General features: G+C 66.4%; 18 protein-coding genes. 8 read left to right on the top strand and 10 right to left on the bottom strand.

The annotated features are described in order from the left end of the window. Positions 1-2: 2 nt before the first annotated feature. From ACQP2D_RS01790 to ACQP2D_RS01780, 3 genes are all read right to left on the bottom strand, one after another. Positions 3-917, bottom strand: a complete 915-nt coding sequence (locus tag ACQP2D_RS01790) for a transglutaminase family protein (RefSeq protein WP_433681994.1) — start codon at positions 915-917, stop codon at positions 3-5. Beyond that, positions 914-4,102, bottom strand: coding sequence for a circularly permuted type 2 ATP-grasp protein (locus tag ACQP2D_RS01785; protein ID WP_433681993.1), 3,189 nt, complete (start codon positions 4,100-4,102; stop codon positions 914-916). The genes ACQP2D_RS01790 and ACQP2D_RS01785 overlap by 4 nt, the downstream gene beginning before the upstream one ends. A gap of 66 nt (positions 4,103-4,168) precedes the next feature. Then, complete coding sequence (locus ACQP2D_RS01780; protein WP_433681992.1) at positions 4,169-7,756, bottom strand: DUF2126 domain-containing protein; 3,588 nt, start codon at positions 7,754-7,756, stop codon at positions 4,169-4,171. Positions 7,757-7,920: 164 nt separating this feature from the next. Here ACQP2D_RS01780 and ACQP2D_RS01775 point away from each other — a divergent pair, with 164 nt between their 5' ends. Then, positions 7,921-8,130, top strand: a complete 210-nt coding sequence (locus ACQP2D_RS01775) for a hypothetical protein (RefSeq protein ID WP_433681991.1) — start codon at positions 7,921-7,923, stop codon at positions 8,128-8,130. A gap of 55 nt (positions 8,131-8,185) precedes the next feature. After that, positions 8,186-8,830 carry a hypothetical protein gene (locus tag ACQP2D_RS01770; RefSeq protein ID WP_433681990.1) on the top strand — a complete coding sequence of 215 codons (645 nt, stop codon included), beginning with the start codon at positions 8,186-8,188 and terminating at the stop codon, positions 8,828-8,830. Between the two features lie 3 nt (positions 8,831-8,833). Here ACQP2D_RS01770 and ACQP2D_RS01765 read toward each other — a convergent pair whose 3' ends face one another. Genes ACQP2D_RS01765 through ACQP2D_RS01755 form a run of 3 tightly spaced genes read right to left on the bottom strand, consistent with a single transcriptional unit; the run spans position 8,834 to position 10,455 of the window. Further along, positions 8,834-9,457, bottom strand: a complete 624-nt coding sequence (locus ACQP2D_RS01765) for a LysE family translocator (RefSeq protein ID WP_433681989.1) — start codon at positions 9,455-9,457, stop codon at positions 8,834-8,836. A gap of 43 nt (positions 9,458-9,500) precedes the next feature. Beyond that, the gene (gene recR, locus ACQP2D_RS01760; protein WP_354954554.1) at positions 9,501-10,109 is read right to left on the bottom strand and encodes a recombination mediator RecR; all 609 of its coding nucleotides are present in this window, start codon (positions 10,107-10,109) and stop codon (positions 9,501-9,503) included. A 13-nt stretch (positions 10,110-10,122) separates the two neighbouring features. Next, complete coding sequence (locus tag ACQP2D_RS01755) at positions 10,123-10,455, bottom strand: YbaB/EbfC family nucleoid-associated protein (protein WP_433681988.1); 333 nt, start codon at positions 10,453-10,455, stop codon at positions 10,123-10,125. Positions 10,456-10,635: 180 nt separating this feature from the next. On the opposite strand from ACQP2D_RS01755, the gene ACQP2D_RS01750 reads away from it, so the two are divergent. The 3 genes from ACQP2D_RS01750 to ACQP2D_RS01740 are packed head-to-tail and all read left to right on the top strand — an operon-like array spanning position 10,636 to position 12,475. Further along, positions 10,636-11,247, top strand: coding sequence for a hypothetical protein (locus ACQP2D_RS01750; RefSeq protein ID WP_433681987.1), 612 nt, complete (start codon positions 10,636-10,638; stop codon positions 11,245-11,247). A 46-nt stretch (positions 11,248-11,293) separates the two neighbouring features. Further along, on the top strand, positions 11,294-12,109 hold the full coding sequence (locus tag ACQP2D_RS01745) for a MerR family transcriptional regulator (RefSeq protein WP_433681986.1): 816 nt from the start codon (positions 11,294-11,296) through the stop codon (positions 12,107-12,109). A 15-nt stretch (positions 12,110-12,124) separates the two neighbouring features. Continuing rightward, on the top strand, positions 12,125-12,475 hold the full coding sequence (locus ACQP2D_RS01740) for a VOC family protein (RefSeq protein ID WP_433681985.1): 351 nt from the start codon (positions 12,125-12,127) through the stop codon (positions 12,473-12,475). A 55-nt stretch (positions 12,476-12,530) separates the two neighbouring features. Here ACQP2D_RS01740 and ACQP2D_RS01735 read toward each other — a convergent pair whose 3' ends face one another. Continuing rightward, a complete protein-coding gene (locus ACQP2D_RS01735; protein ID WP_433681984.1) occupies positions 12,531-14,180 on the bottom strand; it encodes a GMC oxidoreductase in 1,650 nt (549 codons plus the stop codon). A 222-nt stretch (positions 14,181-14,402) separates the two neighbouring features. Between ACQP2D_RS01735 and ACQP2D_RS01730 the strand changes: the two genes are divergently transcribed. Continuing rightward, positions 14,403-15,656, top strand: coding sequence for a cytochrome P450 (locus ACQP2D_RS01730; RefSeq protein ID WP_433685480.1), 1,254 nt, complete (start codon positions 14,403-14,405; stop codon positions 15,654-15,656). 44 nt (positions 15,657-15,700) lie between these two features. Here ACQP2D_RS01730 and ACQP2D_RS01725 read toward each other — a convergent pair whose 3' ends face one another. Next, positions 15,701-16,135, bottom strand: coding sequence for an SRPBCC family protein (locus tag ACQP2D_RS01725; RefSeq protein WP_433681983.1), 435 nt, complete (start codon positions 16,133-16,135; stop codon positions 15,701-15,703). Positions 16,136-16,549: 414 nt separating this feature from the next. Between ACQP2D_RS01725 and ACQP2D_RS01720 the strand changes: the two genes are divergently transcribed. Both ACQP2D_RS01720 and ACQP2D_RS01715 read left to right on the top strand, forming a co-directional pair. Further along, on the top strand, positions 16,550-17,986 hold the full coding sequence (locus ACQP2D_RS01720; RefSeq protein ID WP_433681982.1) for an FAD-binding protein: 1,437 nt from the start codon (positions 16,550-16,552) through the stop codon (positions 17,984-17,986). After that, positions 17,983-19,299 carry a class I SAM-dependent methyltransferase gene (locus ACQP2D_RS01715; protein ID WP_433681981.1) on the top strand — a complete coding sequence of 439 codons (1,317 nt, stop codon included), beginning with the start codon at positions 17,983-17,985 and terminating at the stop codon, positions 19,297-19,299. Before ACQP2D_RS01720 ends, ACQP2D_RS01715 begins: the two co-directional genes overlap by 4 nt. A 23-nt stretch (positions 19,300-19,322) precedes the next feature. Here ACQP2D_RS01715 and ACQP2D_RS01710 read toward each other — a convergent pair whose 3' ends face one another. Both ACQP2D_RS01710 and ACQP2D_RS01705 read right to left on the bottom strand, forming a co-directional pair. Beyond that, complete coding sequence (locus ACQP2D_RS01710; RefSeq protein ID WP_433681980.1) at positions 19,323-22,904, bottom strand: protein kinase domain-containing protein; 3,582 nt, start codon at positions 22,902-22,904, stop codon at positions 19,323-19,325. Between the two features lie 186 nt (positions 22,905-23,090). Next, positions 23,091-23,708, bottom strand: a complete 618-nt coding sequence (locus ACQP2D_RS01705) for an SgcJ/EcaC family oxidoreductase (RefSeq protein WP_433681979.1) — start codon at positions 23,706-23,708, stop codon at positions 23,091-23,093. Positions 23,709-23,729 lie beyond the last annotated feature (21 nt).

Raw genomic sequence — 23,729 nt, 5'->3', positions numbered from 1 at the left:
CGCTACACCTCCACCGGTGCCACGTCGACGGATACGGTGATGGAGCTCTGCTTGGCGTCGGTGTAGATGATGCCACGCAGCGGCGGCACATCGGCGTAATCGCGACCCCAGGCGACGGTTACGTACCGCTCATCGGCCAACTGGTCATTGGTCGGGTCGAAGCCGATCCAGTGACCGGTCCGGTCGTGCGCGGTATCACTGGGCATCCACACCGCCGACCAGGCGTGCGTCGCATCCGCGCCGATCATGCGCTCCTTGCCGGGCGGCGGATCGGTTGCCAGATAGCCGGATACATAGCGCGCGGCGAGGCCGTGTGAGCGCAGGCAGGCGACACCGATCCTGGCGAAGTCCTGGCACACGCCCGCGCGGGCCGCGAAGACATCGGCGACCTTGGTCGCTACCGTCGTCGAGCCGGACTTGTAGGTGAAGTCCTGGTAGATGCGGGTATTCAGCTCGGTCACCGCCGCCAGCAACGGCCGACCGGGGGTCAGGGATTCGGCGGCGTACGCGGTGACCTCGGCGGTGATTTCCGGCGGATGCAGGTCGAGGGTGAATTCGACCGCCAATGGGCCGTTCGCGGTGCTCGGGCGTGCCTGCTCCCACGGTTGGTCGGTCGCGCTGATGGCGGTCCGGTCCGGCGCCTGCACCTCGACCGTCGAGGCACCGATGACCACCAGCTTCGTATGTTCGGCCGTGACATGGAAATACGAGGTGGTGTTGCCGTACACGTCGGTGCCGATCGACCGGTCCGATGGCATCGGATCGATATGGATCTCATGCGCGAGCAGGCGCTGCCCCGGAAACTCCCGCGGCGTCAGATACGCGCGACCGTAGGAGCTGCTGACCTCATCGGAATATTTGTAAGTAGTGCGATGCTCGACTCGATAGCGCCGGGCCGCGTCATTGGGCGCCATCATCCAACGACCCTCGTACTACCCCACAGCGGCTGGATACCAACCGGCAGTGCGAGTTTCGTCGTCTCGAACGTTTCGGAGATCTTGCGCAACCGCAAGTGCACACCCTCCAGCAGCTCGGCCAGTTCGGTACGCGTGCCCTCGGCATCGGTCATATCCAGATCGGCCGGGTCGACGCGTCTCAGCATGCGCTGTGCGTCGGCCAGTAATCGTTGCGGGCGCGCGGATCCCGATGCACCGGGCAGTGCCTGGAAGTCGGCCTCGAGCTGATCGAGTTGATAGGCCAGCGAACGCGGGTTGCTCGCATCGAACAGCAGTAGTCCGGCCATGGCCGATACCCGCACCGAATCCCGATACCGCCGACGGTAACTCACCGATGATTCGGTGGCCTCCAGCACCGTTTCGATGACTACGCGCTCGGCCGCCGCCGGATAGTCCTTCGTCAGCGCGGCCGCGAGCAATGCGGTCAGCGACAGCCCCCGTTCGATGCGCTTGCCGATATCCATGACATACCAACCGGTATCGCGCACCAGCGATTCGGCACCGATTCCGGACAGTGACAGCAGCGCCGCCAGTGATAGCGAATGCACCGCCGACAGTGCTGACTCCTGATCGTCGCCGGTGTACCGATATTCGGCCAGCGCGCGTTCCATCGCACCCAGGATCATCCAGGTATCGGCCGACAACTGATCACGCACGGCGCGCGCCGCCGACCCGTACCGATCGATCGCGAAGGCCATCGACCCGGGCATATACCGATCGACCGTCAACTCCACCAGATAGTCGTGCCCCTCTCGGCCCGCCTCCGGCACCACCTGCTCAGCGGTAGCCGCCTGCTCCGAAACCGTATCCGATTCGGCGGCAACATCATTCGGCGCAGCTGGCTCCGATTCATCAGCGCCGAACTCGGGCTTCGCACCGGACTCGGGCCTCGCACCAGACTCCGACTTCGCACCAGACTCGGGCCTCGCACCAGACTCCGACTTCGCACCAGACTCGGGCCTCGCACCAGACTCCGACTTCGCACCAGACTCGGGCCTCGCACCAGACTCCGACTTCGCACCAGACTCGGGCCTCGCACCAGACTCCGACTTCGCACCAGACTCCGACTTCGCACCAGACTCGGGCTTCGCGGCGGATTCCGGTTCATCCCCGGACGCCGAAGTAGATTCCGCACCGGGCGCGCCCGCCCCCGCGCTGCTCGGGCCGGGCCCCGCCGCCTGTGACTGCACTTGTGACTGTGCCGAACCCGAACCGGGCACTCCTACAGCGGAACTCGGCTCGATCTTCGCCACCACACCCGGCCCGTGCACACCACCGGGCAGCACACTCAGCGGAGCCAGGGTGCCGGTGGTACGGGCCAGAGCGACCATGAGTGCGGGCAGCGCGTCGGCGCCTTCCAGCCATGGCCGGTAGCGGTAGTCCTGATAGCGGATGTGGGTCGCGATCAGTAGACGCACAACGGCTTCGGCGCGTTCACTGTAGCGGCCCATCCAGAACAGGTCATTGAGTACGCGGGGTGAGCTGACCGGTTCGAGTGCGGGAGCGCGGCGTTCGCGTTCCTCGTGCGCGGGTTCGGTGCTGATGGCGGTGACGGCGGTGGGGGCCGCGCGTACCCAAATGTCCTTGGCGCCAACCTTGATGACCACCCGCTCGGGCAGCAACCGCTGCCGCAGCTGACCCAGACCGCCCTCCATCGCGGTATAGCCGCCGCGCCGCGCCAGCGAGAACAGCCGCATACCGACCGGAGCCGAGGCCAACCCACCATAGCCCTGGACGGCGGGCGCGACCGAGAACTGCGCCGGCTCCTGCCCGACCCACTGCCAGCCGCTGTCCTCGATCCGGGCGGCGAGTTCGGCGCGCTGGTCATTGGACAGCTCCGGCCCGAACAGCGTCGCCCCGTCGACCGCCGAACGGATGATCAGCCGTTCCAGATTGGCGAGCAGATGCGAGCGTTCGCTGTCGTGGCCGCCCCAGTAGGTCGGCGCGCTCTCCAGCGCCAACTCCTCGCCGAGCAGGGCTCGCGATATCCGGGGCAGGAATCCCGCCAGCGCCGGATTCTCCAGTAGTCCGCTGCCGAGGGTATTGACCACGGTCACCGCGCCGCGCCGCAACACCTCCACCAGGCCGACCACTCCGAGCCGCGAATCCGGCCGCAGATCCAGCGGATCGGAGAATTCGGCGTCCACCCGACGCAGCACCACATCGACCCGCTTCAAGGTGCCGAGCGAGCGCATCCACAGCGCACCGTCGCGCACCACCAGATCCGCGCTCTCCACCAGCGGAAAGCCCAGTGTCGAGGCCAGATGGGCCTGATCGAAGGCGGTTTCGGAGCGCACACCCGGACTCAGCACCACCACGACCGGATCCTCGTCATCGGCCATCGGCGCGGATTCGATCAGCATCAACCGCATGGCCCTGGCGAACGGTGTCAACGGGCGCGGATTGGAGCGCTCGAAGGCCTCCGGAATCGCCGTCGACACCACCCGGCGGTCGGCCAGCGCGTAGCCGGCGCCCGATGGGGCCTGCGCCCAGTCCGCGATCACCCGGAACTGTCCGTCACTCCACCGGCTCAGATCGCAGGCGTGCAGGAACAGCTGATGTCGTCCGGGAATCGTGATGCCGTGCGCGGCCCGCACGTATCCGCGGTTGCCGAATACCAATTCCGGCGGCAGCAGGCCGGTGGTGATGGTGCGGCGCGCACCGTAGATATCGGTGAGCACCTCGTCGAGCACCCGCGAGCGCTGCACCAGTCCGGCCTCGAGCCGGGTCCAGTCGTCCGCGGAGATCAGCAGCGGAATGGGATCGAGGCGCCAGGCCGTCGGCAGGGCCGCTTCGCCCGCCGCGCCCACCTCGGTGTAATAGATGCCGTCGTCATCGATCAGCCTGCGCACCCGGCTGTCCAGCCGCCCGAGTCCGGTCGTGCCCAACTCGACGAAGTCGGCCGAGAGCTCCGACCACATATTGCGCACACTGCCGTCGGCATCGACCAATTCGTCGTAGTAGCCGCCCGTCGGCCGACCGCATTCGTCAAAGGCCCCGCTATCGACGCCCTCGGCGCGGTATATGGCGAACTGTTCGGCAATCTGCTGGCGCACGCTGAGCCGTCCGGCATTCGGCGGCGTCGACTCCCCCCGCGCGCCGGATTCCCGGGCGCCCGAGTCTCGCGCCTCGTCGCGCATAGTCACCGCGCCGACCTCGCTTCCCCTGCCAGACGTTGTCCCGTGCGCCTCGGACACCTGTCCGACCTCGCCTTACCGATCGCTGACCAGTCCCCACACCGTGCGCGCCCGGCGCAGATCGAGAATGCCCGGCGCTCCGATATCGGTGGACTGTGCTGTCATCTTCGCACGTAGTTTCCCCAGGTCGACCCGGCCCGTGGTGTGCCCGGCCGCCTCGAACCTGCGGTTGCGGCGCGATTGCGCGACCACCGCGTTGACCGGCGGCTCATCGAATGCCATGCCGCCCGGATGTGAGACGTGATACGTGCAGCCGCCGCGGGACAGACCGGTCTCGGCATCGATGAGATCGAACACGAGTGGCGCGTCGACGGTGATCGACGGGTGCAGCGAGTTGGGCGGCTGCCACGCGCGATAGCGCACCCCGGCCACCTGGACATCGGCCTTATCGGTGGCCAGCAGCGGCACCGGCATCCCATTGCAGGTCACCACGAAGCGGTCCCGGTCCGCGCCGACCACCCGCACTTGCAGCCGCTCCACCGAGGAGTCGACATAGCGGGCGGTGCCGGTCGCCGCGGTCTGCTCGCCGAGGGTGTTCCACGGCTCGATCGCGCCGCGCAGTTCGAGTTCGACATCGCCGAGCACCACGGTGCCGATGCGCGGGAAGCGGAATTCGGTGAACGGGTCGAGCCAGGAGGTGTCGAACGCGATGCCGTGCGCGCGCAGGTCGGCGGCGACATCGGCGATATCGGTCATCAGGAAATGCGGCAGCAGATAGCGTCCGTGCAGATTCGCGCCGTGTCGAATCAGCTTGGCCCGCAACGGTTCGGACCAGAAACGCGCGACCAGGCCGCGCACCAGCAGCGACTGCACCGTGGCCATCTGGAAATGCGGCGGCATCTCGAAACCGCGCAGCTCGACCAATCCCAGTCTGCCCCGTGCGGTTTCCGGGCTGTAGAGCTTGTCGACGCAGAATTCGGCGCGGTGGGTGTTGCCGGTGAGATCGGTGAGCAGATGCCGCAGCGCGCGATCGATATGCCATGGCGCGGATCGACTGCCCGAATTCTTGCTCAGCCGTGCGATTTCGGCGAAGGCGATCTCGAGTTCGTACAGTGCGTCCTCGCGGCCCTCGTCCACCCGAGGGGCCTGTGAGGTCGGCCCGACGAACCGACCGGCGAACAGGTAGGACAGCGACGGATGCCGCTGCCAGTAGGTGAGCATCGACACCAGCAGATCCGGACGGCGCAGCAGCGGCGACCGCGCGGGAGTCACCCCGCCGAGGGTGATGTGATTGCCGCCGCCGGTCCCGCTGTGCGTGCCGTCCACATCGAAGGATTCGGTGCTGAGCCGGGCCAGCCTTGCCTGTTCGTACAGCGTCGAGAGCAGGTCGGACTGTTCGGCGAAGGACGCGCTGGGCTGCACATTCACCTCGATAACGCCGGGGTCCGGCGTCACCGAAAGGGTGCGCAGCCTGGCATCGACGGGCGGGGCGTAGCCCTCGAGCACCACCGGCTGTCCCAGCGCCGCGGTGGCGGCCTCGACCCGCCCGATCAGATCGAGGAAGTCGTCGAGTTGCTCCAGCGGCGGCAGGAAAACGTGCAACCTGCCATTGCGCACATCGCCGACGAGTGCGGTGGTCGGCTCCCAGTCCGCGTCCTCCACCACCGCGGGCGGTTCTGTCCGTTGCGTCCGCAGCGGCCCCACGAACAGCGGGTCGCTGTCGGGCCGTGGCCGCGGCGGCTGCCAGGAGACGGCATCCAGTGGCAGCCGCAGTCCGGCCGGAGAATCGCCCTCCGACAATACGATTCGGCCCTCCGGCTGATCGGGCGACTTGCCGCGGCGCATCCGCCAGTCGGCACTGACCCATCCGGATCCGTCCGCATGCCGATACAGCGGGAGCACATACGCGACGGGCGCGGTCACCGGATCGTCGAGCCGGGCCAATAGCTCCTTGCGGGCCTGCGCCGAATCCTGACCCGGTTCCAGATCATCGCTGGGATCCACCGGATCCCCTTGCGGCGCACGGACACTGCCCGCCAGCCGGGCCAGCGGATCCTCGAAGGCGGGGCGCACCTGGGTATCCGGGAGGCCGAGACCCGCGGCGACATGGGCGATCAACGCGCGCGCCGCATCGGCGCGCATCGGCCACTGCGTACGCCGGATCGCCGCGACCGCGCCTGCTGCGCTCACCGCGCCGTTGCCGCCGCTACCCTTTCCGACCGACGTTGTGGGCGAATTCGAAAGACACTGTGCCCCAGTCGAATTGTCGACATCAGCGGCCGAATCGCCGACATCCGATCGCGGCCGGGCCGCACTCCCCGAATGCTCGGCCATCGGCTCGCCGCTGACACTCTGCCCCTCTGGCACCACGGCGACCAACTTGGGTGGCGTCCACGGATCGGTGAGCAGATCCTGACGCGTCCAGACCGGCTCGCCATCGGCACGCCAGGCCACCGCGAGCTCCCAGCGCGGCAACGGTTCTCCCGGATACCACTTGCCCTGCCGATATTGGACGATCCCGGTCGGCGCGTAGAAGCGGCGCAAGCGATCGGCGAGATCGACGGCTCGCTCCCGTTTGTGCGCACCGTCGGCTTCGGTGGTCCATTCCGGACCGGTCTGATCGTCGATCGAGACGAAGGTCGGCTCACCGCCGATGGTCAATCCGATATCCATCGCGGCCATGCGCTCGTCCACCGCCGCGCCAGCCGTGGTGATCCGCTCCCACTGGGACGCGGTGTAGGGCAATGTGGTTCGCGGATCCTCGTGCACCCGGCGCACCGTATTGGCGAAATCCATGGTCGCCCGGGTGCGCCCGGTCGCCCCGGTGATCGGGGCCGACGAGCTCGGATGCGGTGTCGCGGCCAACGGTATGTGGCCCTCCCCCGCGAACAGGCCCGAGGTCGGGTCCATCCCGACCCAACCGGCACCGGGCAGATAGACCTCGGTCCAAGCATGCAGATCGGTGAAGTCGGCGAGCGGACCCGATGGCCCGTCGAGCGAGGGCACGTCCTGGGCCAACTGCACCAGATACCCGGACACGAACCGCGCCGCCAACCCGAATTCCCGCAGGATCGACACCAGCAACCAGGCCGAGTCGCGGCACGATCCGATCGCGGCACGCAGCGTATGGTCCGGCGATTGCACGCCCGGCTCCATCCGAATCATGTAGCCGACGTCATCGCGCAGCGCGTGATCGACCGCGACCAGGAAGTCGATGGTGCGCGGCCGATCGGTCGGCGTATGCGCGCGCACCCAATCCCGAACCAGTGCACCGGGGCCGGAACCGGGTTCGGATTCATCCACCGGCCGCAGATACGGCTCCAGATCCGCGACCAGTTCCCGGCCGTAGGCGAACGGGAAATGCTCGGCGTAGTCCTCGACGAAGAAGTCGAACGGGTTGATCACCTCGAGATCCGCGATCAGCCCAACGGTGATCGACAGCTCCCGCGCGGGGTTCGGAAAGACCAGCCGGGCAAGGAAATTACCGAATGCGTCCTGCTGCCAATTGCAGAAGTGATCGCCCGGGGTGACCCGCATCGAGTAGGCCTCGATCCTGGTCCGCGAATGCGGCGCCGGTCGCAGTCGCACCACGTGGGGATGGACCTCCACCAGCCGGTCGAAGGTGTAGGTCGTCCGGTGTTCGAGCGACACCTTGATGCCCATGCAGCAAGTTCACCACACCCTGGCCGGGGGTGGTGCGGCATGAGCAGTCGGTTTCCGGACAGCCGCCGTCCCGATGCCGTCGCGCGACACGCGCCCGACCTCCCACCGGCCCGCGCGCGTGGGTGCTATGACCGATTCACGAACCGATCTCGTCTGGAGGTCATATGCGTGCGCCGAACTGTCCGTCCTGCGAATCCGCCATCGACCACTGCCACGGCACTCTGATCGTCCACCCCGCCCGGATCGCCGAATGCACCGATGCGGATTGCATCGATTTCGATCACGCCCGGCACGCCTTTGTCATCGATTGCGCCGACGTTGCCGGAGGCTGCGCCTGCACCGCACCGACCCGGGATATCGCAAGCACCGCCTGAACCGCACCCCGGCTGCGCCGGACTTGCTGCGATCGCACCCACGTAGTCTGGGCAGGTGAGTTACGACCACGTCTTGTTGCCGTCCGGTGTCGCCACGACGATCACGCAGGTCGACGCGTATCTGGCCACCCAGCAGGGTAGACCCGAGGCGGAAGCGGTCGCGGCGATGGCGGCCGAGCTGAACAGACGCAATGCCGAGCTACCCGAACAGGACGGCTTCCTGAGCACGGTTCCGATCGGCGGCGCGGCGACCGGTGCCGTGCTGCCCGTCCCGTGTCCGTACGACGCGATCGGATTCGTCCGACATCTGCTGTTCGAGATCGCGACGCCGCTGAACTACGCCGTCTACGATCCGCAGCTGGCCTGGTTGATCGATCCGGCCGGACATGTGCCCGCACTGGTCACCCACGGTGGCGCCGGTGAATTCCCCTATGTGACGAAGGCGCTGGCCGACCAGTGGGTCGCCGAGCTGGCCCCACCGAATCCCTACCTGGTCGTCGAGCGCGACGAGCAGATCTACATCCAGACCTACCGCGACAAGTCCGGGACCTTCACCCTCGAATATCGAGATGGCGCCCCGGACAAGCACTTCGGCGTAACCGTCACCGACCCGCAGATCGTGGCGGAGCTGATCTGGGATTGGGCCATCGACGACCGCACCCGCCTGCAAACCCTGCCCTGGAGCCGCATCACCCTGTGACGGTTACTGGTTCTGCACGGCCAGTCGACCGGCGAGGGCGATGAAAGAGGCCCCGAAGATCCGGCGCATCCACGTGACCACCGCGGGTCGCGATATCACGTGGTTGCGCACGGCGGCCGCGCACGCGCCGTACACCGCGAACACCACGAAGGTGGCGAGCATGAACAGCCCGCTCAGTTCGAGCATGCGCGCCAGCGCATTCGGCGCACCGTTCGGCACGAACTGGGGCAGGAAGGCGAAGAAGAAGATCGTCAGCTTCGGGTTGAGGATATTGAGCAGCACCGCCGAGGTGATCACCTGCCGAGCCGAGGGCGCACCATGCGTTGCGGTCTGCTCCTCCGGTACGGCGAGCGCGCCCTTGTCCCGGAAGGTATTCCACGCCATGTACAGCAGATAGGCGACACCGAGATACTTCAGTGTCTGAAAGGCGACGGCACTCGCGTTGAGCAGTGCGGCCAGTCCGGTCACGGCCGCGATCATGTGCGGAATGATGCCGAGCGTGCAACCGAAGGCCGCGATCACGCTGGCCCGTGTCCCGCGGGACAGTCCGGCCGCCAGCGTGAACAGCACGCCGGTTCCGGGGGTGGCGACGATGACGAGCGTGGTCAACAAGAACTCGATGCTCATCCCCGACACAGTAACCCGTGTTCCTTCGGGCGCAACCCCCGAATTACAGCGTGCGTCGGCCCGATAGCGCGCGGCCGAGGGTGAGCTCGTCGGCGAATTCGAGATCGCCGCCCATCGGCAGACCGGAAGCCAATCGCGTCACCGAAAGACCCGGAAAATCGCGGAGCATCCGCACCAGGTAGGTGGCCGTCGCCTCGCCCTCGGTATTCGGATCGGTCGCGATGATCACCTCGGCGACATCGACGCCGTCCTCCTGATTGCCGATGCGCGCCAACAGTTCTCGAATGCGCAGCTGGTCCGGGCCGATGCCGCTGAGCGGGTCGAGTGCGCCGCCGAGCACGTGATAGCGGCCGCGGAATTCCCGGGTGCGCTCGATGGCCTGCACATCCTTGGGCTCCTCGACCACACAGATCATGGTGCGGTCGCGACGCGGATCCGAACAGATGCGGCACATTTCGTTATCCGAGACCGTGCCGCAGACAATGCAGAACTGCACGCCGTCGCGCACCTTCTGCAAAGCGGCCTGCAGCCGGTCGATTTCGGGCGGCTCCACCTGGAGCAGATGAAATGCGATGCGCTGTGCGCTCTTCGGACCGACGCCGGGCAGTTTTCCCAACTCGTCGATCAGATCCTGGACCGGGCCCTCGTACAAAGACGTCCTCGGATCAGAAGTCGGGCAGACCCGGCAGCGATCCGCCACCGGCCAGCGGACCGAGCCGCTCGGCGGCCAGCTGCTGCGCATTGGACATCGCGTCGTTGACCGCGCCGATCACCAGATCCTGCAGGCCCTCGACATCGTCGGGATCGACGATCTTCGGGTCGATGACCAGTGCGACGACCTCACCGGTCGCCTTGATCGTGACCTTGACCAGGCCGCCACCGGCCTGACCCTCCACTTCGGTCGCCGCGATCTCGGCCTGGGCCTGCATCACCGCCTGCTGCATCTGCTGCGCCTGGGCGAGTAACTGCTGCATATCGAACTGACCACCGGGCTGCACGGCTTGTCCTCTCTGCGGAAAGTGTCGCCGTCCAGCGTAGTGGGCGCGGCCGCGAGCCGTCCGGCCGGAGCCCGGTGCCGAGCGACGGCCGGGTAACGATTGGATCTTCAACCAATCCGGCACATGACGAGCGGCATACCATCGATCTGGGTCGGGTGTGGTGATTTCTGGAGAAAAGCAATGAACGCGAACCGAGTTCTTTTCAAGACCACCCTGGTGCTTTCCTTGGGCTTCCCCAGTGTGTTCCTCGGGGTCGCGAGCCCCGCCGCCGCCGACTCGGGTGTCCTCGATTCCGATGTCGTCGACTCGGACGTTGTCGACGCGGCGCTGGACTATGGCGACGGCTGCGTGCTCTACCCCGACAACCCGGCGGCCACCATCGATTCGCTCCGATTCCGCTGCTCGGCCGCGCAGCAGGACGCGATCTTCCACGACGCCCCGCGCGGCAATGTGCCGAGCGGTGTGACCAACGGCTGGGTGACCCGGCCACCGGTCATGCAGGCGGTGGCCCCGCCGCTCTGGATCGGTAAGACCTTCTACACCGGCCCCGACGGCGGCTTTCTGGTGAACCGGATCACCGCCGCGGGCCTGGAAGCCTGGAAGGCCGACGTCTACACCGCACCCGCACTCTCCGATGGCGGACCGACCTGGGCGCTGAACTACGACCCCTCACCGACACCACCGGTCTACGACGAGATCCGCGAGATCACGCCCAATGTGTGGTTCGGCTACTCCTGGTGGCGCGGCTATTTCCAGACCACTCTGCTGTTGACCTTCGCGCTGACCTACTAGCGCGATTATTTGACTCTCCCCTCACTGGAGGGTGTTCGCTGGAGACATGACAGCGACAGTCTCCATCGGGGAGTTCGCCCGGCTGACCTACCTCAGCGTGAAGACGCTGCGGTACTACCACGAGGTCGAACTGCTCGAACCCGTCGCGATCGACGCCGGATCCGGATATCGGCGCTATTCGATCGATCAGGTCGCGCAGGCCCATCTGATCCGGCGGCTGCGCGGGCTGGATATGCCGCTGCCCGACATCAAGGCGGTGCTGGCCGCCTCGGATACCGAATCCCGGGACGTGGCACTGCGCGCACATCTGGCGCGCATGGAAGCGGAGTTGCAGCGCACACAGTCGGTGGTGGCATCGCTGCGCTCGCTGCTGACACCGTCCGCGCCGATCACCGTCGAATACCGATCGATCCCGGCCTTCCCGGCGCTCGCCCGCGTCGAATCGGTCACCAGGGACGCGCTCGGGGACTGGTGCGCGGCCACGTATGCGCTGCTGCACGAGACGTTGGCCGCGACGAATATCGCGCCCACCGGTGTCGACGGCGCGACCTATTCGATGGAATTCTTCGCCGACGACGAGGGGGAGGTCGCCGCCTTCGTCCCGATCCCCGCCGCGGCCGACATCGCGGTGCCGGAGCAACTCTCGATCATCGAACTGCCCGCGCGCCGCTTCGCCGTCGCCGTGCACTCGGGCCCCTTCGACGATTTCGACCGCACCTACGGCGCCCTCGGCAGCCACGTCGCCGAACACGACACCGCGCTGGCCGAACCCGTCCGGGAACTCTATGTCCTCGGCCCCGGTGAAATCGACGATCCCACCGCCTACCGCACCGAAGTCTGCTGGCCCATCGGTCGGCTCTGAAAGAGGGAGAACCACATGACACTCACCATCGGGCACATCACCTTCGACTGCGCCGATGCCGCCACGCTGGCCGGGTTCTGGTCCGAGCTATTGGATCGGCCGCTGGACGCGAACGCGAGCTCCGAGTTCGCCACCCTCGGTATGGCCGAGGGGATTTCGCCGGTGCTGATGTTCATCCAGGTGCCGGACAAGACGCCCGGCAAGAATGTGATCCACCTGGACCTGAAGGCCGACGACCGGCGCGCGCAGATCGATCGCGCGATCAGCCTGGGCGCCAAGCACATCGGCGATTTCGACGAGTACGGCGTGCAGTGGACAACGCTGGCCGATCCGGAGGGCAATCTGTTCGATATCGCCGCCAGCTGATCGGCGGATATCCACATCCAGCGCTCGCCCCTGGTGTCGTCGGTCCGGATTCCGACTACCGCCCAGCACGAATGATCTCTTCGATATTGCGCTCGGCCAGCGCGCTGATCGTCAGCGACGGGTTCACTGTTCCGGTGCTGCCGGGCACGGCCGCCCCGTCCATCACGTACAGGCCTCGATGACCGGACACCCGACCGTAACGGTCTGTCGCGCGGCCGATCACCGCACCGCCCAATGGATGTGGGCTGAACGAGGCGTCCGCGTCCCAGGGCGTTCGGGTGATGGGCATGCCGGGGGCGGCCGCCCGGTCGTTCACCTCCCGCGCCCGCGCGAGGTAGTCGGCCGCGCCGTTGTCCGGCCACTGCAGGTTCACGCGCCCGTCGGTCGGGTTGTAGACGAACCGACCGCGGGTGTCGTCGAGCACCATGCCCAGCGATCCGATAATGCCGATATCGAGGGGCGTCACACCGGGGACGAACCAGTTCTCCAGGGATACGGGTGTGCCCGCCTCGTCCAGAATCCGGCTCGCGGACGCGGCGCCCTGGGTACCCAGGACGGGCGAGCTGGCCGACCGCGCCAACGCGACGTCGCCGTTGCCGCCCCAGCCTTCGCCGATGTGCTCGTTCAGGTGCGCCAGCGCACCGGTCTCCCGCGCGCGCACCAGCAGCTCGGAGGTGCCGACGGAGCCCGCGGCGAGGAACAGCATGTCGCAGGTCAGCGTCCGGGTGCGCAGCACCTCGCCGGTAGGTGCGAGTTTGGTGACGGCGACGGCATAGCGTCCCGACGCACCCGGTTCCTCGGCGATGGCATCCACGCGATGGCCGGGATAGATCCGGGCACACCCGGTTTCCTCGGCATAGCGCAGGTAGTTCTGGTTCAGATCGAACTTCGCGCCATTGGAATTGCCGAGGTTCGAACAGCCGATGGTCGCCGACGGCAGCGATCGTCCGGCCAGCTCGTCACGGATGACGTTCCAATTCCAATTGCTGTCGATGCGCTCGGGCGCATACCCGACCGCGCGGACCTGCTCGTCCCAGGCCCGCGAGTGCGCGAACGCCCAGGAATCATAGATGTCGCTCGGTATCGGGCTCAGCCGCAACATCTTTCGAACCTTGGGGTAGTAGACCTCATGCATCTCGCGGTAATCGACCACACCGCGGAACACATGATCGAAGAACCGCTGCTCCGGCTCGATCATCACCCCGGTGAACACCACCGAGCCACCGCCGACACACGCACCGCGCCACACGTCCATGCCCGGGTAGCTGGAAACGTCGAGGACCCCGCCGAACGCGTCGAACTGCACCGGGATCCGGTTCGGACCGGTAAAGGTGGTGCGATGCCAGAAACCGCGGCCATCGGGAATCGTGTCGGCCGTGAAGATGTCGCGCCACGGATCATTCGGCCAGCGCGATCCGCGCTCGAGCACCGCGACCTGGACTCCGGACTCCGCCAGCCGCAGCGCCGTGATCGCGCCGCCGAACCCCGATCCGATGACGATCGCGGGCATATGATCGGCCGGATCCGGTGGCAGCGCGAAGATCTCCGGAACCAGCATCTGGTACACCGGAGTTCGCGGGCTCGGGCTGAAATCTTCGGCCCTTGCCGCGGATGCGGCCGCGGCGAGCATGCCTCCACTCCCGAGACCCATCGTCGCGGCCAGGCCGGTGTTCCTGATGAAACTGATGAAACCACGCCTGTCCATGTGCCCCTCACCTGATCTGAACCTCGCTCCATCACCTTCGGCGCCCAGAAATCCATCCTCTTCGTGAGCGCTCGGAAACACAGTTACCGGCAGGCAAGTCATCGAGACACGGCAGTCGGGACGACAAGCAATGACCCTCCACCATAGCGGCTATCTATCATGGGGAACAGGTTCGGACTCGGAGGTGACAACGTGGTGATCCGCGTATGGATTCGGTGGCTGATGATGCACGGCGTGCCACGGTTCATCCTCCTGTTGGCGGCGCGCCTGGGTAATCCCCTCGGGCAGCTCGCCGTCGGTCCCGATCGTCTGCTCGGCTCGTCGCAGTACCTCGAGCAGATCCGGCAGCGGGGCCGGATCCCCACGATGTGGGGCGCACGCGTGACGGTGGACTACGAGCTGTGCCGACTCATCCTGCGGGACCGTCGCTTCGTCGTGGTCACGCCCAGCCATCGAGCCCTGCCGAAGCCGATCCGCTGGGTGATGACCAAGACGGATCCGGGGATGCCCAACCTCTCGGAACCGCCCTCGATGCTGGTGACCGATCCGCCGGAACACACCCTGTACCGTCGCCTGGTCGGGCAGGCATTCACTCCGAAGGCGATCGCCGAACTGCGGGATCGGGTTGTCGAAGTCACCGATGGCCTGCTCGACAGCCTGCAATCGAAGCCGCGGCCGGATCTGATCGTCGACTTCTGCCAACAGTTGCCCGTCGCGATCATCGCCGAGATCCTCGGGTTGCCCGCCGAGATGCATGCGACCCTGCTGAAGTGGGGCGATAGCGGTGCGCCGCTGCTCGAACGCGGCCTCAGCTGGGCCACTTACCGCCACGCCATCGAAGACCTGGCCGAGGTCGACCGGTACTTCGACCAGCACTTCGACCGCCTCACCGCCGCACCGGGCGACGACGTGCTCAGCATGCTGGTGACAGGTGGCGAACTCACCCGCCGCGAGCAGATGGCCAATGCGGCGCTGCTGCTGGACGCCGGATTCTTGACCACGGTGAATATGCTCGGCAACGGAATCGCCCTGCTGACAAGCCATCCGGACCAGCTGGAACTGCTGGCGGCGCAGCCGGAGCTGTGGCCGCGCGCGGTCGAGGAAATCCTGCGCTACGACGGGCCGGTGCGGATGACCGGCCGGGTCGCGAGCTGTGACGTCGACATCGCCGATCAGCGCGTCGAATCCGGTTCGCTGGTCCTGCTGTCGTTGGCGGGCGCCAACCACGATCCCACCGTCTTCCCCGATCCCGAACGATTCGACGTGACCAGGGCCAATGCCGCGGATCATCTCTCGTTCGGCAGCGGGGTGCACGGCTGCTTGGGAGCGGCGCTGGCCCGACTGGAAGGCGCCATCGCGCTGCGCGCCCTCTTCGAGCGGTACCCGGATCTGCGCTTGGACGGCCCGCCGATCCCGCATCCCCTGCGGAACCTGCACGCCTACCGCTCCATGCCCGCCAAACTACGTGCCGCGTGATCGAAAAAGCCCGGCACGCGTGAGGTGCCGGGCTTTCGGTTGTCTCAGGCGAGTTCGCGCGCCAGATTCGCGAGCACCTCGGCCTGAATCTTCTTCAGCCCCAACGGTGCGAAGATGCCCTCGAAGATGCCGGCGACACCGCCCGCGCCCTGCCACGAGGTGCGCAGGGTGACCTGGGAACCCGAACCGTCCGGCGTCACCGTCCAGGTGTTCACCAGCGTCGAATTCGAATCCCGTTCGGTCACGATGGAATCGGAGACCGAAACGACCGCGTGCACATTGCGGGAACGCTTCTCGGTGGCCTGCAGGGTCCATTCGGCGACGGTGCCCGCACCCTTGCCGCCCTCCACCACCTTGTAATCGCGGTAGTGCGAGGAGAGGATGCGTGGACGCACCGTCTCGTAATCCGCGATCGCCTCGAGTGTGCGCTGCGGATCCGCCGCGACGGCGATCGAACTGCTGGCGCTGACCTGTCCCACAATGAGCTCCTTGTCCGGCTGCGTCTTCTGGTCGCTCCGCGGGCTCCCCGCGGTGCGGTCGCTCCGCGGCTCCGCTCCCGCGGTTTCCCCCTTATCCTGCCCTGTCCGCGGCGCTGCGTGGCGTGGAGGTCGGTCCGCGCCGCGCGATGTTGATCACCGCGCGCGGACCGGTCCGCACTGTTAGGCTCCGATCAGATTGCGCCGGAGGGGATCCATGCAATACATCGTGCGAGACGGCTGCTCGACGCGGGAGCGAAGCCCGCGCGACGAGCAGCGGACTCGGCCCGGATCACCGCTGCACTGATACGGCGAGTCCTTGATATTCCCGATGCAACGGATCCGTGACATTTATCCCTCGTCTACGTCATGACTGTGGCTCGGCGAACCGGTGCGTACTAGCGTCGAGGAGTGGCAGTGAGTCTGTTGGGGAAGGCCGGACCCGCATCGGCCGCACACGAATCAGGTTTCGCCGCGCATCGAGCGGGTGTGGACCGACTGTTGGCGAGTTATCGCGCGATACCCACCGATGCCAACGTCCGGCTGGCGAAGAAGACCTCGAATCTGTTCCGGGCCAGGGCCAAGAACACCGCACCCGGCCTGGACGTCTCCGGACTCGCCAAGGTCATCGCGGTGGATGCCGAGGCCAAGACCGCCGAGGTGGCCGGGATGACCACCTATGAGGATCTGGTCGCCGCCACGCTGCCCTACGGACTGGCCCCGCTGGTGGTGCCGCAGCTCAAGACGATCACCCTGGGCGGCGCGGTCACCGGCCTCGGCATCGAGTCCACCTCGTTCCGCAACGGCCTGCCGCACGAATCGGTCCTGGAGATGGACGTGCTGACCGGCGCGGGCGAGATCATCACCGCGACACCGGATGGCGAGCACGCCGACCTGTTCCGTGGCTTCCCGAACTCCTACGGCACTCTCGGCTACTCGGTCCGCCTGAAGATCGAACTGGAGGCCGTGCGGCCCTACGTGGCGCTGCGCCACGTCCGCTGCCACGATCTGCGCGAACTCGAATCCACCCTGGCCCAGATCGTTACCGATAAGACCTACGATGGTGAACCCGTCGACTACCTCGACGGTGTGGTCTTCAGCGCCGACGAGAGCTACCTGACGCTGGGCCGCCAGACCGACGAGCCCGGCCCGGTCAGCGACTACACCGGTATGGACATCTACTACCGGTCCATTCAGCACGACTCCGCACAACCCAAGCGTGACCGGCTGACCATCCACGACTACCTGTGGCGCTGGGACACCGACTGGTTCTGGTGCTCGCGCGCGTTCGGCACGCAGAATCCGAAGATCCGCCGGTTCTGGCCGAAGCGCTACCGCCGCAGCAGTTTCTACTGGAAGCTCATCGCGCTGGATCACAAGTACCACATCGGCGACAAACTGGAGGCCCGCCAGGGCAACCTGCCGCGCGAGCGGGTGGTACAGGACATCGAGGTGCCGGTCGAGCGGACTGCGGACTTCGTCGAATGGTTCCTGCGCGAAATTCCGATCGAACCGATCTGGCTGTGCCCGTTGCGGCTGCGGGAAACAGCGACGACGACCAGCGCACGCCCGTGGCCACTGTATCCATTGGCGCCCAACCGGACCTACGTCAATGTCGGATTCTGGTCCGCGGTACCGACCGTCGCCGGTCAGCAGGAGGGCACGGCCAACCGCGCCATCGAGCGGACGGTGACCGAATTCGACGGTCACAAATCCCTGTACTCGGATTCCTATTACGGCGAAGATGAATTCGCGGCCCTGTACGGCGGCAAAACCTACACCGAATTGAAGAAGCGCTACGACCCGGACCAGCGATTGCTGGATTTGTATTCGAAGGCGGTGCAACGCAAATGACTACATTCAAGGACCGTTCCGATGTCTTCGCGGACCTCGGGACAAAACTCAGCATTGCCGAGATCTTCGAGACCCTGATCGACGGCGATGTCCCGATCCGGCTGACCGCCTACGACGGCAGCGCGACCGGACCGGAGGATTCGGAATACAGCCTGGAGATCAAGACCCCGCGTGGCATCAACTACCTGGCGACCGCGCCCGGTGACCTCGGTATGGCCCGCGCCTACATATCCGGTGACCTGACCGCCACCGGCGTCCATCCCGGGGATCCGTACGACATCCTGAAGGCGATGGACGGGTTGAAGTTCCGTCGTCCCTCGGCGCTCGCGCTGGTCACCATCGCCCGCTCGCTCGGGTGGGAGCGGCTCAAGCCGATCGCACCGCCCCCGCAGGAGACCCTGCCGCGGTGGCGCCGGATCGCACTGGAAGGCCTGCGGCACTCCAAGACTCGCGACGCCGAGGCCATCCACCACCACTACGACGTCTCGAACACCTTCTACGAATACGTCCTCGGCCCCTCGATGACCTACACCTGCGCGGTCTACGAGGACGAGAACTGGACGCTGGAGCAGGCCCAGGAGAACAAGTACCGCCTGGTCTTCGACAAGCTCCGGCTGAAGGAAGGCGACCGCCTGCTCGATATCGGCTGCGGCTGGGGCGGCATGGTGCGCTATGCGGCCAAGCGCGGCGTCAAGGTCATCGGCGCGACACTATCCGCGGAACAGGCGGAGTGGGCCCAGCAGCGGATCGCCGAACAGGGACTGTCGGAACTGGCCGAGGTGCGGCACTCCGATTACCGCGATATTCCGGAGGTCGGCTTCGACGCCGTCTCCTCGATCGGGTTGACCGAACACATCGGTGTGCACAACTACCCGTTCTACTTCGACTACATCAAGAGCAAGCTGCGTGAGGGCGGCCTGTTCCTGAACCACTCCATCACCAGGCCGGACAACACCCGGACCACCAAGGCCGGCGACTTCATCGACCGCTACGTCTTCCCGGACGGTGAACTGATCGGCTCGGGCCGGATCATCTCCGAAATCCAGAATGTCGGCCTCGAGGTGATGCACGAGGAGAATCTGCGCGAGCACTACGCGCTCACCCTGCACGAATGGTGTAAGAATCTGGTCGCCAACTGGGATGCCTGCGTCGAAGAGGTCGGCGAGGGCACCGCGAAGGTGTGGGGCCTGTACATGGCCGGTTGCCGACTCGGCTTCCAGCGCAATGTGGTTCAGCTGCACCAGGTGCTCGGCGTCAAACTCGGCCCGAACGGCGAATCCGGTCTGCCACTGCGGCCGTGGTGGCAGCCGTAACCATAGCCCCGAGGCTGCCCGTCCTATCCGAGGAGTTCATCCAGGAATAGGGCGGGCAGTGCGGTATCTCCGGTTTGTCCCGGGGTGCTGCGCATTTCGGTGCGCAGCACCCCCAGGATGGAAAGCACACCGGGGCCCGCATCCAAAAGCGGCATGGTCCAGCCGTGTTCGGCACAGGTGGCCGCCGCGGGCAGCAGCAGCCCGGTGGCCTCGCCGACCCAGCCGGAGGCGGCCAGACATTCGGCCAACAGCAATGCGGTATCCAATTCCGCACGGGGACGCCGCTGTTCGACCATCCGGCCGTGCAGTGCGCGCGCCCGGCGTACCGCACGATCATCGGACCGCAGCTGACGTTCGGCCAGCAGCGCCCGGATCGCGGCGATCTCCTCCGCCTCCGCCGCCAGCGCCGCCGCGCCCGTCATCCGATGTGCCTGGTGAATGGTTCCCGAGATATCCGATTCATATCCGCTCGCGGCGTCGGCGACCCGCCGGGCCGCGGTATCGGTCAGCAGGCCGAGGCGCAGCCGCTCGGCGCGAATATGCGCGGAGAGCCGAATCAGCCGGTTATCGGCGGCGATTCGATCACCCTCGTCGAGACGCGCGGTGGCCGTGTAGAGATCGCCGAGCGCGGCCTTGACCCGGGCGCCGATCACGAAGGTGGAGATCAGGAAGTCGACCGGACCGACCCGGGTGACCAATTCGTGGCTGTCGTCCAGCAGCCGATCGGCGGTATCGAGTTCGCCACGGCGGTAATTCATCTCACCGAGCAGCGCGGCGGCCACCCGCACCGCATGCGAACGCGGCCCCGACCGCTCCCGCGCGGTCTCCCACGCCTGCTGGAAACAGCTTGTGGCGGTGGCGATATCGAGTTGTTCATAGGCCGCGGCACCCTGTCCGCACAGGCCGAATACCGCGCCGAGCGGATCCCTGGACCGGGCGTGATACGGCACGGCCCATTCCTGGATTTCGCGGGCGCCATCGAAATCGAATTCGCACAGTCGCACGAACGAGATCAGATTCGCCGCGGTCGATACGGTCCACGCGGGCAATTCGTCGGGCTTTTCCAGGCAGTCGGCCACCCGGTCCAGCACACCCTCGGTGTGATCGCGGGCGATCTGATCCGAGGCCGCGAGCACCGCCGCCTCACAGCGCTGCCGGACCACATCGTCATCGGTGGCGGATCCGCGCGCCAGCACATTGGACAATCGGCCCAAAGCGGCCCTGGCCGCACTCGACTGCTGCAGATTCACATTCGCCCTGGCCACCGCCATCAGCAGTTTGGATCGCGAAGCCACCTGCTGCACCGGCAGTTTCGATACCGTGCCGAGCAGCGTCGCGAGCCGGGACTTGTCGATGAGGTCCATGCCGCCGCTCTCGAGCAGGTCGAGGGCCATCTTCAGATCCGTCGCCGCCAGTGCGTGATCGACCGACTTGCGCAAAAGCTGGTGTTCGGCGTACCAGCGGGATGCCTTGCGGTGCAATGTCCGCAGCTTGGCCGGATCGGAACGCTCCAACCGCGCCCGCAGATGTTCGGCGAACAGCGGCTGCATCCGGAACCACTCGGGATCGTGGGCAATGCGCCGCACGAACAACTCTCGCTGTTCGGCCTGCTCCAGCAGCTGCTCACCGTCCGGATCCTCCGATAGCGCCGAGGCCAGCGACCCGCTGACGCGCTCGGTGATCGAGATCGAGGTCAGGAAGTCGAGCATCCTGGGTTCGAGGGTGTCCAGCACATTCTCGGCCAAATACTCGCGGATGCCGTGACTGCCCTCGGCGAGATTGGCGATCAACCGATCCGGATCGATATTGCCGCGCAACGACAGACTCACCAGCTGGATGGCGGCGGGCCAGCCGTCGGTGGCCGCGTGGATCTGCTCCACCTGGTTGTCGGTGAGTGCGAAACCATTGCGCCGCACCAGAATATCCTTGGTCTCCGCCACGGTCAGGCGCAGCGCCGTTGAGCCGATCTCGACCAGTTCATCGTGCACCCGCATCCGGCTGGTCGGCAGGCCGGACTGCTCGCGGCTGGTCACCACGAAGCGCAGATGGTGACATCCATTGTCCAGCAATGTATCCATGACCCGATGCACGCCGGCATCGCCGACCCGGTGCCAGTCGTCCACGATCACCACGACGGTGGAGCCGCTGGCATGGATCTCATCGATCAGAGTGGAGATGACGAAGGCGACCGCATCGGCGGGTCGCTCCTCGAGCACGTGGTCCAAACCCTCGCCGATATCCGGGCGGACCCGACGGATCGCCTGGATGAGGTGGGCCAGGAACCAGACCTCGTTATCGTCGTCCTGATCCACGCCGAGCCAAGCCACCGCGACCCCGCCCTCGGACAGTTCGGTGCGCCATTGCGCGGCCAGCGTGCTCTTGCCGAATCCGGCCGGTGCGTGGATCACCGCGAGCCTGCGGCGGCCACCGGCGCGCAGCGTATCCAGCAGGCGCGGGCGCGGCACCGGGTCGCGGGCCGGGGTCGGCGGGCGGAATTTCGTCGTCGCCGTCGGCGGCAGGGTCGGCACTGCCGAGATCGAGTTGTCCGGATGCTGAGATACCGCGGGGCGCAAGGTCAATGGCCAACTGCGGCGCGCGGTCACCGCGGGTCGCGTCGACGTGGATTCGGCCACCTCCGCTTGGTCCGCCCCATCCAGCACCACCGCGGTATCCAATAGCGCCATCTCATCGGGCATCTGGTCGTGCGCGCCCTGCACCGCGCGCAGCTGCTCACCGAATTCGAATGCCGAGGCGGGCCGCTCACTCGGATCGGTGTGCATCGCGTGCTGGATGGCGTCGGCGACATCGTCGGGGAGGTCATGGCCGTGCAGATCCGGCACCGGCTGGGTGGTGATCCGCAGGAATTGCGCGATCACCTTCTCCCCCGACTGCCGCTCGAACGCGGCATGTCCGGTCAGCAATGCGAACAGCGTGGACCCGAGCCCGTACACATCGGAGAGGACCGTCGGCTCATCACCCTTGAGCACCTCGGGGGCGGTGAAGGCGGGCGAGCCGGTGATCAACCGGCTCGAGGTGCGGAAACCACCCGGAATCCGGGCAATGCCGAAATCGGTCAGCTGTGGTTCGCCGTAGGCGCTGAGCAGCACATTAGCCGGTTTGACATCCCGGTGCAGGATCCCGGCACGATGGGCGCTCTCGATCGCACCCGCCAGCTTCACCCCGGCACGCAGGGAATCCGCCCAGGTGAGCGGCCCCTGTTCGCGAATGACCTGTTCCAGCGAACCACGGGTGCAATAGGGCATGACAATGAACGGCTGACCGGTCGGGGTGACATCGACCTGGAGAATGTCGACGATGTTCGGATGGCCGGACAGCCGTCCCATCGCCTTTTCTTCGCGCAGGAATCGTTCGCGGCTCTCGGCGTCGATCTCCTCGGACAGCACCTTCACCGCGACCACCCGGTTCAGTGCGTATTGAATGCAGCGGTACACCACCCCGAACCCGCCCCGACCGATCTCGACGGCACTCGACAGGCCCATCGCATCCAGCTCGTCGGCCATCTCGATGGGCGTATGTCGCTGAGTGTCCGATTCGGCCGGGGTCGATTCGGGGCTTGCCTTGCCCGAACGCATCTGTGGATTCACGTGACCACCTCGAACTCATATCGAATCGGCGTCACCGGCGATCGAGAAACACACCGACATCGGACATCGCGTAACTATCTCGCGATGCCCGATATGCCTGCGCATACTCCAACGTAGCGCGGTATCAACCGGAGTGCGTGGCTTTCGAAACAGCGTGGTTCCGACCACGCGGCGGGCGCCGACCGCTCAGCGCTCGGCCGCGGGCCGCGTCGCCGGATCGTAGAGGAATGAGATCCGCTCCATGACGTTCTTGCGCTGGGTGTTCTGGAAGGCGGCGATCAACCAGCGACCGTCTTGGCGGACGATGGTGTAGGTCTGCGTTTTCGACAGATCCGCTGGCTGCTTCGGATCGTCGGTGTAGGTGTCGCCACGACTGGTGACGATGGCGGTATCGGTGCCGTAGAAGCGGATGCCGAGGATCGAGTCGGTGAGCTTGGTGCCCTTCTTGAATCCCGCGAACAGGGCGCGGTGCCCCTCGATGATATCGGTGCGGCCCTGGTAGTAGGTGCCGACGAAGCTGGTGTAGGTGGCGTCCTCGGTGAACAGGGCACCGTAGGCGTCGGCATCGCCGCGGCCCCAGGCGCCGGTGAGTTCGTCGAGCAGATCGCAGATTTCCTTGGCCGACTGCGGCGCTGGCGTCGGGACGGTGGTACAGGCGGTGGTGCCGAGGTTCTGTACATCGGAGGTCTGGTCCAGCCAGAGGTAGCCGCCGCCCGCGGCGACGCCGAGGGTGATGGCGGAGGCAGCGAGGATGCGGGAGACGATGCGGCGGCGGTTGCGCGGCTTGCGCTCTGGGGCGTTCATGGCAGGGTCCTTCTGGCGAAA

The sequence above is a fragment of the Nocardia sp. CA-119907 genome (assembly GCF_050955995.1).
Classification (GTDB): Bacteria; Actinomycetota; Actinomycetes; order Mycobacteriales; family Mycobacteriaceae; genus Nocardia.
Note: the sequence above shows the minus strand (reverse complement) of the source record. Positions and strands in the feature narration are given on the sequence as shown.